The sequence below is a fragment of the Dickeya undicola genome (genome assembly GCF_000784735.1).
Classification (GTDB): domain Bacteria; phylum Pseudomonadota; class Gammaproteobacteria; order Enterobacterales; family Enterobacteriaceae; genus Dickeya; species Dickeya undicola.
Genome location: NZ_JSYG01000026.1, coordinates 1 through 14,172, shown reverse-complemented (window position 1 = coordinate 14,172; position 14,172 = coordinate 1). Strand labels below are relative to the sequence as shown.

General features: G+C 51.8%; 14 protein-coding genes and 2 tRNA genes. 9 read left to right on the top strand and 7 right to left on the bottom strand.

The annotated features are described in order from the left end of the window. Positions 1 to 358: 358 nt before the first annotated feature. Together slyA and OB87_RS19920 are read right to left on the bottom strand one after the other, a co-directional pair. On the bottom strand, positions 359 to 796 hold the full coding sequence (gene slyA, locus OB87_RS12980) for a transcriptional regulator SlyA (protein WP_033569847.1): 438 nt from the start codon (positions 794 to 796) through the stop codon (positions 359 to 361). A gap of 310 nt (positions 797 to 1,106) precedes the next feature. Continuing rightward, positions 1,107 to 1,346 carry a DUF1289 domain-containing protein gene (locus tag OB87_RS19920; RefSeq protein ID WP_072025474.1) on the bottom strand — a complete coding sequence of 80 codons (240 nt, stop codon included), beginning with the start codon at positions 1,344 to 1,346 and terminating at the stop codon, positions 1,107 to 1,109. Between the two features lie 262 nt (positions 1,347 to 1,608). Between OB87_RS19920 and gloA the strand changes: the two genes are divergently transcribed. Both gloA and rnt read left to right on the top strand, forming a co-directional pair. Further along, positions 1,609 to 2,016 (top strand): lactoylglutathione lyase, encoded by a 408-nt coding sequence (gloA, locus tag OB87_RS12975; RefSeq protein WP_033569846.1) that lies wholly within the window; start codon positions 1,609 to 1,611, stop codon positions 2,014 to 2,016. A 141-nt stretch (positions 2,017 to 2,157) separates the two neighbouring features. Then, positions 2,158 to 2,835: a ribonuclease T gene (gene rnt / locus OB87_RS12970; protein WP_033569845.1), complete on the top strand. Its 678-nt coding sequence runs from the start codon at positions 2,158 to 2,160 to the stop codon at positions 2,833 to 2,835. Positions 2,836 to 2,981: 146 nt separating this feature from the next. Here rnt and OB87_RS12965 read toward each other — a convergent pair whose 3' ends face one another. Next, positions 2,982 to 3,332, bottom strand: a complete 351-nt coding sequence (locus tag OB87_RS12965) for a Grx4 family monothiol glutaredoxin (RefSeq protein WP_033569844.1) — start codon at positions 3,330 to 3,332, stop codon at positions 2,982 to 2,984. A 332-nt stretch (positions 3,333 to 3,664) separates the two neighbouring features. On the opposite strand from OB87_RS12965, the gene OB87_RS12960 reads away from it, so the two are divergent. Beyond that, positions 3,665 to 4,630 carry a C40 family peptidase gene (locus OB87_RS12960; RefSeq protein ID WP_033569843.1) on the top strand — a complete coding sequence of 322 codons (966 nt, stop codon included), beginning with the start codon at positions 3,665 to 3,667 and terminating at the stop codon, positions 4,628 to 4,630. Between the two features lie 143 nt (positions 4,631 to 4,773). Here the strand turns inward: OB87_RS12960 and cydH are convergent, their stop codons facing one another. Next, complete coding sequence (gene cydH / locus OB87_RS20675) at positions 4,774 to 4,863, bottom strand: cytochrome bd-I oxidase subunit CydH (protein ID WP_161556296.1); 90 nt, start codon at positions 4,861 to 4,863, stop codon at positions 4,774 to 4,776. 385 nt (positions 4,864 to 5,248) lie between these two features. Here cydH and purR point away from each other — a divergent pair, with 385 nt between their 5' ends. Both purR and cfa read left to right on the top strand, forming a co-directional pair. Beyond that, a complete protein-coding gene (gene purR / locus OB87_RS12955; RefSeq protein WP_013318332.1) occupies positions 5,249 to 6,274 on the top strand; it encodes an HTH-type transcriptional repressor PurR in 1,026 nt (341 codons plus the stop codon). 416 nt (positions 6,275 to 6,690) lie between these two features. Beyond that, a complete protein-coding gene (cfa, locus tag OB87_RS12950) occupies positions 6,691 to 7,842 on the top strand; it encodes a cyclopropane fatty acyl phospholipid synthase (protein WP_033569842.1) in 1,152 nt (383 codons plus the stop codon). A gap of 98 nt (positions 7,843 to 7,940) precedes the next feature. Here the strand turns inward: cfa and OB87_RS12945 are convergent, their stop codons facing one another. Further along, on the bottom strand, positions 7,941 to 8,597 hold the full coding sequence (locus OB87_RS12945) for a riboflavin synthase (protein WP_033569841.1): 657 nt from the start codon (positions 8,595 to 8,597) through the stop codon (positions 7,941 to 7,943). Positions 8,598 to 8,879: 282 nt separating this feature from the next. Between OB87_RS12945 and OB87_RS12940 the strand changes: the two genes are divergently transcribed. Together OB87_RS12940 and OB87_RS12935 are read left to right on the top strand one after the other, a co-directional pair. Continuing rightward, positions 8,880 to 10,253: an MATE family efflux transporter gene (locus tag OB87_RS12940; RefSeq protein WP_033569840.1), complete on the top strand. Its 1,374-nt coding sequence runs from the start codon at positions 8,880 to 8,882 to the stop codon at positions 10,251 to 10,253. Between the two features lie 162 nt (positions 10,254 to 10,415). Continuing rightward, positions 10,416 to 10,492, top strand: a tRNA-Val gene (locus tag OB87_RS12935). A 217-nt stretch (positions 10,493 to 10,709) separates the two neighbouring features. Here the strand turns inward: OB87_RS12935 and OB87_RS12930 are convergent. Next, the gene (locus OB87_RS12930; RefSeq protein ID WP_033569839.1) at positions 10,710 to 11,312 is read right to left on the bottom strand and encodes a helix-turn-helix domain-containing protein; all 603 of its coding nucleotides are present in this window, start codon (positions 11,310 to 11,312) and stop codon (positions 10,710 to 10,712) included. A gap of 43 nt (positions 11,313 to 11,355) precedes the next feature. Here OB87_RS12930 and OB87_RS12925 point away from each other — a divergent pair, with 43 nt between their 5' ends. Then, complete coding sequence (locus OB87_RS12925) at positions 11,356 to 12,069, top strand: B3/B4 domain-containing protein (protein ID WP_033569838.1); 714 nt, start codon at positions 11,356 to 11,358, stop codon at positions 12,067 to 12,069. 428 nt (positions 12,070 to 12,497) lie between these two features. Then, positions 12,498 to 12,574 (top strand) — tRNA-Val (locus tag OB87_RS12920). A gap of 211 nt (positions 12,575 to 12,785) precedes the next feature. On the opposite strand, the gene solL is transcribed toward OB87_RS12920, so the two are convergent. Further along, positions 12,786 to 14,114 carry a solanimycin export family MATE transporter SolL gene (gene solL, locus OB87_RS12915; protein ID WP_235425278.1) on the bottom strand — a complete coding sequence of 443 codons (1,329 nt, stop codon included), beginning with the start codon at positions 14,112 to 14,114 and terminating at the stop codon, positions 12,786 to 12,788. Positions 14,115 to 14,172 lie beyond the last annotated feature (58 nt).

Sequence of the window (14,172 nt, the reverse complement as noted above, 5' to 3'; positions counted from 1 at the left end):
CTCGTCATACGTCGAATTGCAGGTGCGACGGTTTATTACTTACCCCATCCCTGGGATTCCCCTTTAGAGCCGCGACAAACCACGTTTGAAGGCTGATATTACACCTTACCCTGAAGGGCCAACGCTTTGCGTTGTGCAAAACACAAGCGTTTTATTCTGCAATGCGAATTATTTAAAGTAGATGTTGCCTGGAATTCGAATTCGCCCGCCAACACATTTACTTTTTATACCCTAAATAATTCGAGTTGCAGGAAGGCGGCAACCGAGTGAATCCCCAGGCGCTTACATAAGTAAGTGACTAGGGTGAGTAAGGGCAGCCAACGCACCTGCAACTTGACGTATGACGGGTATATATTAATTAAGACTGACTCTCATGTAATGCCAAAATGTTTTTTTCCAACCGGGAGATAATAGTGGCCAACTCATCCACTTCCGCCGGAGTAATACCGTCTAATATTTCGCTGCGTGTCTGATCAATAACGTCATTAACGGCCTGAATGATAGGATCCGCCATATCGGTTAGCAGAATGCGCTTAGCGCGTCGGTCGTGAGCACAAATGTGCCGGGTAATTAACCCCTTGTCTTCAAGCTGATCTAACGTACGCACCAGCGAAGGCTGTTCTATTCCTATCGCTTTGGCTAGCTGAATTTGGGACTGCCCTGGAGGCAGTTGGTGAATATTATGCAGCGTGACCCAGTGCGTCTGCGTGAGCTCCAGGGGCTTTAACCGGTGATCAATTAAAGCGCGCCATACACGAACCAACCGGGCTAAATCAGAACCTAACGGCAATTCCATCACTTCTCCTTATAGTTAGCATACTAAGCAACTTCCCTGGATTGCAATCAACTCTGATTTAAAACGAAAGTCTATACCCGTCATACTTCAAGTTGCAGAAGTGTTGGCTGCGCTACTCGGCCCACTTTATGGGGCTCGCCCTAAAGGGCTAACGCATTGCGTTGTTCAACACGTGAACGAGCCGTCCTGCAACTCGAATTATTTAGGGTAAATAAAAAATGTCTTATTGTTATCAATCTATTCTAGCAAATAATAATTAATTAAAAATGATCTTGAACTTAATTTATATCATTAAATATCACCATACCGGTTAAAACAAGGCGGGTTGTTCCGGTTCCGAGGGCGCTGAATTCTTTTCGCTTCGCTGCGAACGTTTCATCCTTTGTCGGCACAAACGCAGCACATCCTGTTTTTGCGCATCACTCATCGTTCCCCAATTAAAACGTTCATTGCGGCTTCGAAAACAACCGCGACAAAAGCCCCGGTCATCTGCCTGGCAGATACCCCGGCAAGGGTTGGGAACAGGAAAAAGTTCGAGCTGCTCAGCCACAGGACCTCCTCATCTGAGGTCTTTATTGAAACCTTGATTGCCGTCACTGGCAAGCTTTCCGTAACGTTAGCACGCAATTAACTGCCACTTTGCTACTTATCACGTCTTTTCTTCAGCAAACGCACCTGAAACGCCGCGCCCGACCACAGGTTTGGACTCCCCCCAGCAAGGACGTTATACTCAGGCCCTATTGTTTCAGGCGGTAACGGAACATAACCGATATCGTCCGACGGTTAACCCACGGATCAAAATAGGGGTCATTATGCGTTTACTTCATACCATGCTACGCGTTGGCGACCTGCAACGCGCCATCGATTTCTACACCAAGGTACTGGGTATGCGCCTGCTGCGTACCAGCGATAATCCGGAATACAAATATTCTCTGGCATTTGTCGGCTATACCGAGGAAAGCGAAGGCGCAGTGATTGAACTGACCTACAACTGGGGTGTGGAAAGCTATGAATTGGGCACCGCTTTTGGTCATATCGCCCTGGGCGTGGATGATGTAGCAGGCGCTTGCGAGCGTATCCGTCAGGCCGGTGGCAAGGTTACCCGCGAAGCAGGCCCAGTCAAAGGTGGCACCACTGTCATCGCCTTCGTTGAAGACCCCGACGGTTACAAAATAGAGCTGATCGAACATTCACAGGCCGGTCAGGGACTGGGTAACTGATTATCCCGCCGTTGCTGTTTAGGTGCCGACGAGTGCCTGCCTTTCGGGGGAGCGGTTATACACCGTCATGGACGGCGGCTGCATCCCCCGCCGGAATTTGCCATAATGCGCACTTCATGTTACTGAAGAAATAAGAAACGAATGGCTGAGAAAAATAACCTGAACGCCCTAAACGCGCGTTTTCGTGGCTTTTACCCTGTGGTGATTGATGTGGAAACCGCCGGGTTCAACGCGAAAACCGATGCGCTGCTGGAAATTGCAGCGGTAACGCTGAAAATGGATGAAAGCGGTTGGTTACAGCCGGACGAAACCTTGCATTTTCACATCGAACCGTTTGAAGGTGCCATCCTGCGGCCCGAAGCGCTGGCTTTCAACGGCATCGACCCAACCAACCCCTTGCGTGGCGCAGTGAGCGAATATGAAGCACTGCATGAAATCTTCAAAGCCGTGCGTAAGGGCATCAAAGATCAGAACTGCAACCGCGGTATTATCGTGGCTCACAACGCCACCTTCGATCATAGCTTTCTGATGGCAGCAGCAGAACGCTGCGGCTTGAAGCGCAATCCATTCCACCCTTTCGCCACTTTCGATACCGCCGCGCTCAGCGGGCTGGTACTGGGGCAGACGGTGCTGGCTAAGGCCTGTATCGCCGCGGAGATCCCATTCGACGCCAGCCAGGCGCACTCGGCGCTCTACGACACCGAACGGACAGCGCAGCTGTTTTGTGAACTGGTCAATCGCTGGAAGCGTATGGGCGGCTGGCCGCTGGCATCAGGAACCGATACCGAAGCACCGCTGGTTACCGACGGTGAAGAGTAAAACGGCACGAACGCATGTGTCCGTGCAGATATCTTGCAGTATCTAAACGCGATAGCTGTGACAATTAAATAGCTGTGATGATTAAACAGTTGTGACGATTAAAATGATATCAGGCAGCACCGGGCTGCCTGATTCAGAAGGGGGAATTACTGCTGCTCCGCCTGCTGGGAACGGTACTTGTCAGCGGTTTCTTTAATCAGTTGCTGCAACTCGCCACGCTGGTACATCTCAATCACGATGTCACAACCGCCAACCAACTCACCATCCACCCACAATTGCGGGAACGTCGGCCAGTTAGCATATTTAGGTAATTCAGCGCGGATGTCCGGGTTCTGCAGAATATCCACATAGGCAAAACGCTCGCCACATGCCGACAACGCCTGTACCGCCTGGGCAGAAAAGCCGCAGCTCGGCAATTTGGGAGAACCTTTCATATACAGCAGAATGGGGTTTTCAGCGATCTGACGCTGAATCTTTTCAAGTGTTGTTGTCGTCATTCTCTTGCTTCCTCAAGGGCATAATGACCAGCCTATCAACGGCTGTTCATGTGACTCGCGGCATACCGTGCCGTGCCGCTTCTGTTGTTTTGTATTCTAACGATAGCGACGGCCACAAAAAAACGCTATCTTTTGTAGGGTTTTGTCTGACAGGTCGTGAGTCGGCACCCAGCAACGCCGAAATTGGCTGATAATTAAGCAGCAAGCTCTGTTGTTAACGTTTTCTCACTATTTTGTAGTAACAATGCCTTATTCCCCACTTTTTTATCGGGTCATTTTCGGGAATACTGTAAAGATTGAACGATTGAGGACAACATTCGGTCAGAATTATCATGCGGTTATTTATCACGCTCTTTGTATTATTTTTCAGTAATCTTTTCTTTAATCTGGCACAGGCTAGTCCGCAGAGTGCTGCGGTATTACCACGCAAAAATGGCGTGGCAACAGCGAATAAAGCCATTGAGGAATCCAAGAAAAGCAAGGTTGCCAAAAGTACCAAAAAAGGTGCGGTGCCCACGCATGACAAAAAACCAGAAAAAACCACCAAAGCTGCACCTGCCAAAACGACTTCCGCTCACGATAAAAACGTCAAACCGCACAATGATAAAAAACCGGTGGTGACAGCGGCGGCCACAGCCCACAAGCAACAAAAGCAGGAAAAAAACCTCCCGGCTAAAACGTCATCTGCCAAAATCGCGAAAAAAGCCCCCCTGCCCCCCACTAAAAGTGGTCATAAGGCACACGAAACCGCGATTGCCAAAACGGCAAGTAAAAAAGGCAAGTCTGCCGTTATCGACGAAGAAAGCGTTAACACATCGCCACACAGCAAGAATAAAAAAGGCAAACAGGATAAAGCGGTGCTCACCATCAGTGCCGCTCACCAAAAGCGTTATCAGCACGCAAAACTGACTGCGATGAATAAGCTGATGAGCCAAATCGGCAAGCCTTATCACTGGGGCGGCGCGACCCCCTATTCCGGTTTTGACTGCAGTGGACTGGTGTATTACGCGTATAAAGACGTGGTGAAAATCCCGATTCCGCGAACCGCTAATGAGATGTTCCACCTGCGTGACGCAGCGCCCATCAAAAAGAGCGAGCTGGAAAGTGGCGACCTGGTGTTCTTTCGGATAACCAACCGCGGTGCTGCTGATCATGTGGGCGTCTATCTCGGCAATGGTCGTTTCATCCAGTCACCACGTTCCGGTTCTGACATCAAAATCAGCAAACTCAGTGAAGACTACTGGCAGGATCATTATGTCGGTGCCCGCCGCGTGGTCACGCCGAAAACCATTCGTTAAGCCGCCTCAGTTGCAATAACAATTCTCAATATGACAAAAGGGGCATTACGCCCCTTTCTGTTTTTTGCTGTTTTTTGGTATTCCTTTTTCGTTGACGGCAACGATGCACCGCTAACGCCTCAGGCACAGACAGCAATTCGCTGTCAGTTCAGTATCGCACTCAGACTAAAGATGATGATCATCGCCAATGAAGCCACAGTAGCGAATAACGACATTTTCAAATTAGTATCCATAGTATTCTCCTGTATGTGACTGATGATCGACGTCATCCTGTCATGTCTGAATCAAGCCGCTGTCCCGGCAGGTCAGGAACATTATAACGCATTGGCTGATTATCACCCGGCAGACGTCAAAAAACCGGTTTCTGCGTCACAGAGATAAAACGAATTGCCTCTTCCACTTTTGCTCTAAATCGGCCAGAATTCGCTGTTTACTGTATACACTGCGTTGGTCGAAGCGTCCGCCCTCCCTTTAAGCTACACACCTCGGCATGTCTCCCCCTGAAATGTTGCCTTGTTGTCTGGCAGAAGAAGAATTCACGCAGGCAAACGATTAACAACATATTTACTGCTGTAACAGACAAGCTACTGTAACAGATGAGTTCAGGAGTCACTTTAGATGGCAACGATCAAAGATGTGGCAAAACGCGCAGGCGTTTCTACCACAACCGTATCACACGTGATCAATAAAACACGTTTCGTCGCCGAAGAGACTAAGGCTGCGGTGCGTGCGGCCATCGATGAGTTGCATTATTCACCAAGTGCGGTGGCCCGCAGCCTGAAAGTCAACCACACCAAATCCATCGGTTTACTGGCAACATCCAGTGAAGCGCCCTATTTCGCCGAAATCATCGAAGCGGTGGAAAACAGCTGCTACGCCAGAGGCTACACGCTGATCCTGTGCAACTCTCATAATAATCAGGACAAACAGCGCGCTTACCTGTCCATGCTGGCGCAAAAACGGGTCGATGGTCTGTTGGTGATGTGTGCCGAGTACCCACCAGAACTGCTGTCCATGTTGGCGGATTACCGCCATATCCCGATGGTGGTGATGGATTGGGGTGAAGCCCACAGCGATTTTACCGACACCATTATCGATAATGCCTTTGCCGGTGGCTACATGGCCGGGCGTTACCTGATTGAACGCGGCCACCGTGACATCGGTGCCATTCCCGGTTCTCAAGGGCGCAACACCGGTAGCGGGCGTTATCTGGGTTTTCTGAAAGCGCTGAAAGAAGCCGACATTCCGCTGCGGGAAGAATGGGTGGTTCAGGGCGACTTCGAGCCGGAATCCGGCTATAAAGCGATGCACCAGATTCTGGCCCAGAAACAACGCCCGACCGCGGTGTTCTGCGGTGGTGATATCATGGCGATGGGTGCCATTTGCGCCGCCGACGAACTGGGGCTGCGCGTACCGCAAGATATTTCGGTGATCGGCTATGACAATGTTCGCCACTCCCGATACTTTACCCCGGCGCTGACCACCATCCATCAACCCAAGGAGCGACTGGGGCAGGCGGCATTCTCAATGTTGCTCGACCGTATTACCAGCAAACGCGAGGAAGCCCAGACCATTGAGGTGCATCCGACGCTGATCGAACGCCGCTCCGTCGCTGACGGCCCGTTCCTCGATTACCGCCGTTAATCAGAGGATTTTTTTATCTCTGCTAGCTGTTCAATCAGGCTGCACCCCGCCCCATCTGTGGTAATGGGGCGATCCACTTACCGCGGGCCTACAACCTAATGTGCTGCTTTAGCCCAAGGCGTCTTGTCGTCGGGTTAAAGCAGTCATACACTTGTCACTGTCTTTAACGACAATAATCATCATCAGGCGATGCTTTTAGCCTCACGCATCACCTTACTTTTTCTATCCTGCCTGTTGACCGCTGCACCTTTTGTTACGGCCAGGGATAGACGCCTTTCATACCGGCTTTTCTCTTATTTTCCTCTGAGATGTTCAGAGATAGACGATGGATTGGGTCCACCGAATGCCCTCCAGGGGTACATTTGTCTACTGTTGTTCCTTGCAACGGCATTTTTCCGGCAAGGTAGGGAGAAGTTATGAGTTCATCTTATGTGGAGGAACTGGGTACACCTAACCTATCCTGGTTCCAGATTGTTAATGAAATGCTGTCGGCCGCCGACATCGTCATTAACGGTTCGCGCCCGTTTGATATTCAGGTAAAAAATCCCGATATGTACAAGCGCGTGCTGCGCGATGGCTCGTTGGGATTGGGCGAAAGTTATATGGATGGCTGGTGGGAATGTGAGCGGCTGGACATGTTTTTCCACCGCGTGCTGCGCGCCGGGTTGGAAAACCAGCTGCCCCACCGCTGGCGCGATACGCTACGGATCCTGATGGCGCGGCTGACTAACCGACAGTCCCGTCGTCGGGCCTGGATCGTGGGCAAGGAGCATTACGACCTCGGTAATGATCTTTTCACCCTGATGCTCGACCCTTATATGCAGTACTCCTGCGGTTACTGGAAACAGGCTGAAACCCTGGAGCAGGCGCAGCAGGATAAGCTGCGCTTGATCTGCGAAAAGCTGCAATTACGCCGCGGTATGACGCTGCTGGATATCGGCTGCGGCTGGGGCGGGCTGGCAGAATTCGCCGCACGCCACTACGGCGTTTCCGTCACGGGCGTGACCATCTCCCGCGAGCAACAAAAGCTGGCGCAGCAGCGCTGCCATGATCTGGACGTGAACATCCTGCTACAGGACTACCGCGACCTGAACCGGCAGTTTGACCGCATCGTGTCTGTCGGCATGTTCGAGCATGTTGGCCCGAAAAACTACGATGATTATTTCAGGGTGGTGAGAAGAAACCTCAAACCTACCGGTCTGTTCCTGTTGCATACCATCGGGGCGAATGAAACCAACCTCAAGGTAGATGCCTGGATCGACAAGTACATTTTCCCCAACGGCTGCCTACCTTCAGTGCAGCATGTCGCCCAGGCCAGCGAGCCCTATCTGGTGATGGAAGACTGGCATAATTTTGGCACCGACTATGACCGCACGCTGATGGCCTGGCATGACCGTTTCCAGCAGCAATGGTCAACGTTGTCGGCTCGTTACTCAGACCGTTTTCAGCGCATGTTCAGCTACTACCTCAACGCCTGTGCCGGTGCATTTCGCGCCCGCAACATTCAGCTTTGGCAAGTGTTGTTCAGTGTGGACGGTGTGGAAGGCGGTTTACGCGTTCCCAGATAGTTATCGCCATCCGCCGAATCGCCCTTTAAATAGCAAAAAACCGGCAGCCTGGCTGCCGGTTTTCATAGGGAAGAATCTAGTCTCAGGGACGGAATGGGTTATTCGCCCTGCTCCGCCGATGCGGCGGCCAGCTCCTGTTGCTGCTGCGCCTGACGGGCCAGGACGCGCTCTACCGTGTCGATAATGGCCTGGGTCTGCGGGTCGATTTCGATATTGATGCGGTCGCCCAGTCGCTTCTGGCCCAACGTCGTGCGCTGGAGCGTTTCCGGAATCAGATGCACGCAGAAACGGCTGCGGGTCACTTCTCCCACCGTCAGGCTGATACCATCAATACCGATAAACCCTTTATGCAGTACATATTTCATCTGCGATTCGTCGGACAGCCGGAACCAGATCTGGTGATTATTTTCCGACGTCAGAATTTTTACGATCTCCGCCGTACACATGATATGGCCGGACATGACATGCCCGCCGATTTCGTCACCGTATTTAGCGGCGCGTTCCACATTAACCTGATCGCCAACATTAACCTCGCCCAGGTTGGTCAGCCGCAGAGTCTCCTTGATCAGGTCAAAGCTGATACGATCACCATCGATGTGGGTGACAGTCAGGCAGCAGCCGTTGTGCGCGACGGAAGCCCCGGTTTCCAGCCCCGACAGCAATTCGGGGGGCAGTTGAACGACATGAGTGCGAAAATTGGGTTTTTCATCAATCGACACGACGGTCGCCGTGCCCTGAACAATGCCGGTAAACATGATGCTGATTTTGCCTCCAGGTCAGTAAAAATCGTGAACGTGATGCGACAGTGCTATGACGCGGCGAGCTTACGCTCAAGGGAGAGACAACGCTCACTAATGCTTGGCAGTGTGCACCATATCCCCAGGAAAACCAAACAGGATCGCGCCTGCTCAACCAGCCATTGGTTTACTGTTGGCAAATCGTTACAATGCTTCATCTTTTTTTATAAATAAAGGATGATTGTCTTTCTCTCCCCCATTTAGAGATCTCTCTCCATCCTGCTTTAGGAAGGTGTTTTCGTGCAGAAGTACTTATCAGAAGCCCGCCACTTACTGGCGTTGGCTATTCCAGTCATCATCGCACAAGTATCGCAAACCTCGATGGGTGTGGTGGATACCATCATGGCAGGCTCCTATAGCGCCACCGATATGGCGGCAGTCGCGGTGGGCACCTCGATCTGGCTGCCGGTTATCCTGTTCGGCCACGGTTTGCTGATGGCGCTGACGCCAGTCGTGGCCAACCTCAACGGCTCAGGACGCCGGGATCGTATCGCTCATCAGACTCAGCAGGCGTTTTTGCTGGCGGCGACTATCTCTATTCTGACAATGTTCGTGCTCTATCAGGGCAAATACGCCATTAATCTGATGCATGACGGTGCGCCGGAACTGGCCGACAAAGCGGTGAAATACCTGCACGCATTATTATGGGGTGCGCCCGGTTACCTGTTCTATCAGGTGTTTCGCAGCCAGTGCGAGGGATTATCCAAAACCCAGCCGGGGATGGTGATCGGGTTTATCGGCCTGTTGATTAACATTCCCATCAATTACATTTTTATCCACGGTAAGTTGGGTATGCCGGAGTTGGGCGGTGTCGGCTGCGGGGTGGCAACGGCCTCGGTATACTGGATAATGATGTTGATGATGGCGGCTTATTCCCGCCACGCTTATTGGTTGAAAGACATTCACCAGTTCAAAACCCAGCTGAAGCCGGATTGGGCCGTGCTCAAGCGTTTGTCCGGTATGGGGTTGCCCATCGCGCTGGCGTTGCTGTTCGAAGTGACGCTGTTTGCGATTGTCGCGCTGTTGGTATTACCGCTCGGGGTGGTGGATGTAGCGGGCCATCAGATCGCGCTCAATTTCAGCTCGCTGATGTTCGTACTGCCGTTGTCTGTCGGCGTCGCGACGACCATTCGTGTCGGCCACCGGCTGGGGGAAGGTTCGGCGGAGGCTGCACGGGTGGCGGCGCGGACCGGCATCGCGACCGGGGTGTTGCTGGCGATGTGCACGGCTATCTTTACCATCACGCTGCGTGAACCCATTGCTATGCTGTACAACAAAAACCCGGACGTGGTGGCGATGGCTTCACACCTGATGCTGTTGGCGGCGGTCTATCAGATTTCCGATGCGGTACAGACCATTGGCAGCGGTGTACTGCGTGGTTACAAGGATACCCGCGCCATTTTCTTCATCACCTTTATCGCCTACTGGATACTGGGGCTGCCCAGCGGCTATACGCTGGCGCTGACCGACATGCTGGTGCCGCGTATGGGCCCGGCCGGGTTCTGGTGGGGGTTCATTATCGGCCTGACCTCCTCCGCTACCATGATGGTGCTGCGGATTCGTTGGGTGCAACGTCAATCACCCGCTCACATTCTGGCACGAGCGGCACGCTGATGTGAGGATGATAGGCAGAGCGCCGTTTTTTTCGGCGCTCTGCTTACAAGCTCGTCACTCAGTGTGATCTGACAGGAATTTTGCGTTTTTTCCCTTGCCAGCATCCTTATAGCCCGTTAATATTCGTCTCCGCTGTCGCCCTGACAGCTTCAGTAATACGATGCGTTCATAGCTCAGTTGGTTAGAGCACCACCTTGACATGGTGGGGGTCGTTGGTTCGAGTCCAATTGAACGCACCATTCCTTTAAATAGAAACCTTCTGCCAGCACTTGTCGTGGCGTAAACTCCCTACTTTTCCTTGTATACCAATATACTTTCCTATCATCCATGTGGCGTTATCGCTTTCTGATTTGTTTTCTTTCTGACGATCATCAAACCAGCGCCAGCGAGCAGCCCGATGACGCCAGTTGTCTCAATGCACGGCTATCTCTGTGGATTACGGATGCTACATACCGGCTACGAGTGCAGTTCAGCCACGGTCATCGTAAAAATCAGTTTTTCATCGTTTGCGTTTGCGTAGCGATGCGGGACATCCGTTCTCGCCACGGCGGAGCAACCAGCAGGAATAATGAGCTCGGCGTTGTCCACCTTCATGCTCAATACCCCGGCCTCAACATGGAACAGCTCAAGTGTCCCCTGCGGATGGCCGGAAGACTCGAAAACCTCGCCAGGAAACATATCCCAGCGCCACAGTTCTATCATGTTGGGGCCACTGGTTCCTGCCAGCAGACGCGCCGTACCGCCGCGAGGGCCATTCCATAACGTTGGAATATTTTCCTGTTCGATAAGGTATGCCGCTGGTGCATCCGTCACGTTGACGATATCAGCTACAGACAACCCAAGCGCGGCCGCAATCTTGCACAAGATGGCAATGCTGGGATTGGCCGCACATTTCTCAACTTCCACCAGCATCCCTTTACTGACGCCTGCTCGTCGTGAAAGCTCATCCAATGAAAGCTTCTGCTTTTTCCGGTGTGCTTTTATCCTGCGGGAAACCGCTTCGCTCACCATCTGGATATCCGCCCCTGAGTCGGTCGATATATTGACTTTTTTGGTCATAGGTCGATAATGTGAAATAAATTGGTCATTTCAGGATTATCCAATGCTTTACGTTTTACCGTCAATCGACGCCCGCGTTGCCCGGCTGGCACCCGGTTTCAGGGCACTGAGCATCACCGCTGAAGCCGCCCCCATTATTCATCCCAACATCGCTGATGACGCGCTGGCTGCCGCCTGCCAGTCGGTTATGGCGGGAGAGGCACGCTGGGCCGATGCGCACCTAGCCGCCTGGGCCGACGTGTTCAGGCAGTTCGGCGCTAAACCGCAACGCACCCCGTGCTCAGCCGAGGCACTGCGTAAACGCGTTTTGCGCGATGGCGGCATGTCAGGTCTTGATCCCCTCGTGGATCTTTACAACGCCATTAGTCTTCAATATGCGATTCCCGTGGGTGGCGAAAACCTCGCCGCTTATATTGGCTCACCCAGACTGACGATAGCGGACGGAACCGAGCGCTTCGACACCATGAAGGACGGCCAGCTAGCTCTGGAGCATCCCGAGCCGGGCGAAGTGATCTGGCGGGATAATGAAGGGGTAACCTGTCGTCGCTGGAACTGGCGTCAAGGGATCAGAACTCGGCTGAATGCCGAAACCCGTCAAATGTGGTTTATCCTGGAAAGTTTACCCGTGATGCCGTTGCAAGCATTATATGACGCGGGTGAGCAATTGAGCGACGGCCTGCAACGCATGATGCCGGGTGCTAACATTGAAATGGCCCTCGTCAGCGCTGACGGTCAGGAAGCCGCTTCGGAGCAATGACATACCGCATCACATAGTCTATCTGTGTTAATAGACCATCTGCGTTAAATCCTGTCAGAAAAGCCATTCGGCTTTTCCGCCTTGCCGGACGACCTGCAAGCGCATTTATGAGAGCCAATCCCGCCAGGTGCTATGGGCGCAGACAGTTTGCACTGAGTACGCCGTCATAACGGATTCACGCCCGTGTTCCACTGTGGGCGTGACAATAACGGTGCGATGCAATAGAGCGCCCTCAGCAGCCTCCCCTCGCTCTGTTGTTTATCTGCTTCACATCAGGCCAAACATTCAGCACTCGATACGGATATGGCAACAAAATACTTGTCATTGCATCAGTGCAAGGCCATAATAGCGCCCGTTCAAAACGAGATGGAAAGAGCACGATTTATCATGCACTTACCGCTAATATCAACCGTTGAACGCTTCAATTTGCGACCGTAGCTCAGTTGGTTAGAGCACCACCTTGACATGGTGGGGGTCGGTGGTTCGAGTCCACTCGGTCGCACCATATTATGTTCTCCCTATCGCTGTATTTAGACATCTGCATGTCGATATCTACAATGCACGAGAAGAACCTACCTCGAAGAATAACGTCTTTATCTCCACACCGTTTCAGCCATACTAATCAGAATCCCCACATCCAGTGACGTTAAATACAGGTTTCAGTCCATCCTGAATGCAGGTGAATTCGATTTCAGATTGCGACAGAGCAGATGACGTCATTGAATACTCAGCCTTGAGCGTTCCCAATCGATTCGTTCAAACAAAATAATCGTTATCGCTGCTATCAATAGGTTAGTGATCGGAAACGCCCACCATAAGCCGACAATACCTAACGAGGTATAATGGGATAATCCCCATGCCAGTGGGATCTGAATCAGCCATTGAGAAACCAACGCCAGTATCATGGTAGTCATGGTGCGCCCTGTGGCACGAAACGCGCCATTTAACGCCATCTGTAATCCAATTAAGCCATACGTTGGTGCGATGATATGAAAGAAATTCGTCCCGTGATATATCACCTCGGGCTGGTCGGGTGCGAATAGCCCAATAATATCAGGTGCAAAAATAAACCCGCTCAGACCAATAATAGTCAGGGTGAGAAATGCGATCGTTGCGCTTAAGCGACCGATAGCATGTGCACGCGTAAATTGCTCAGCCCCCACATTTTGTCCAACCAGTGTGGCGGTCGCGATTGATATACCGATGGCAGGAACAATAACCAGCGCATTAATATTGATCACGACACCGTAGGCGGCTGTCACCGCAGTTCCCAACTGGGTGACCAGAGACATCATGCCACTCGCGCCCAGTGCGTATGCACAGAGTTCAATTGCAGCAGGCATTCCCAATCGAACAACAGATTGACTCATCTCCAGTTTGGGTGGCATCGCACGGAAATAGATCTTAAGGCCAACACGACCAAAGCGTAAAACCACTAACCCCGCGACCATGGCAATCCCTTGATTAATGAGCGTAGCAATCGCGGCCCCAGTCACACCAAAGGCAGGAATAATGCCGTAACCGAAGATCAATAGCGGATCCATGACAGCGTTGAGAATCAGCGTACCCAATGTTATCAGTAATGGAATACGCACCTCACCGGCTCCCCTCATCAAAGACTGCAGCATGGCAAAACCAAAGGTAAATACCATGCCGCTGATGATAACGCGCAAAAAACTGAGCGCGAGCGGAAAGACCTCCGGCTGCGTACCGAGCGAACGCAACATCCAGGGGGAAAGAAAATACCCGGCCACCGAAATAGGGATTGCCAAAAGCAACGACAGCATAAATACCTGAGCTGCAATATCATTTGCCTGTTGCTGCAAACGGGCACCCATACACTGCGCAACAAGCGTAGTGCCCGCTATACTCAAGCCAAGACCCAACGCAAAGGCAAGGAAAATAATAGGCTGACTTACCGATATTGCCGCTACCGCTTTATCACCCAAACGCCCAACCCAGAAAGCATCCACCATGATGTATCCTGACTGTAAAAGATTGGCGAAAATAACCGGAATACCGATTTTCACCAATGAGCGAAATATTGAGCCTTGTAGCAGGTCATTGGTTTTTTTATCAATAACGACTTTGTTGAATAAATCA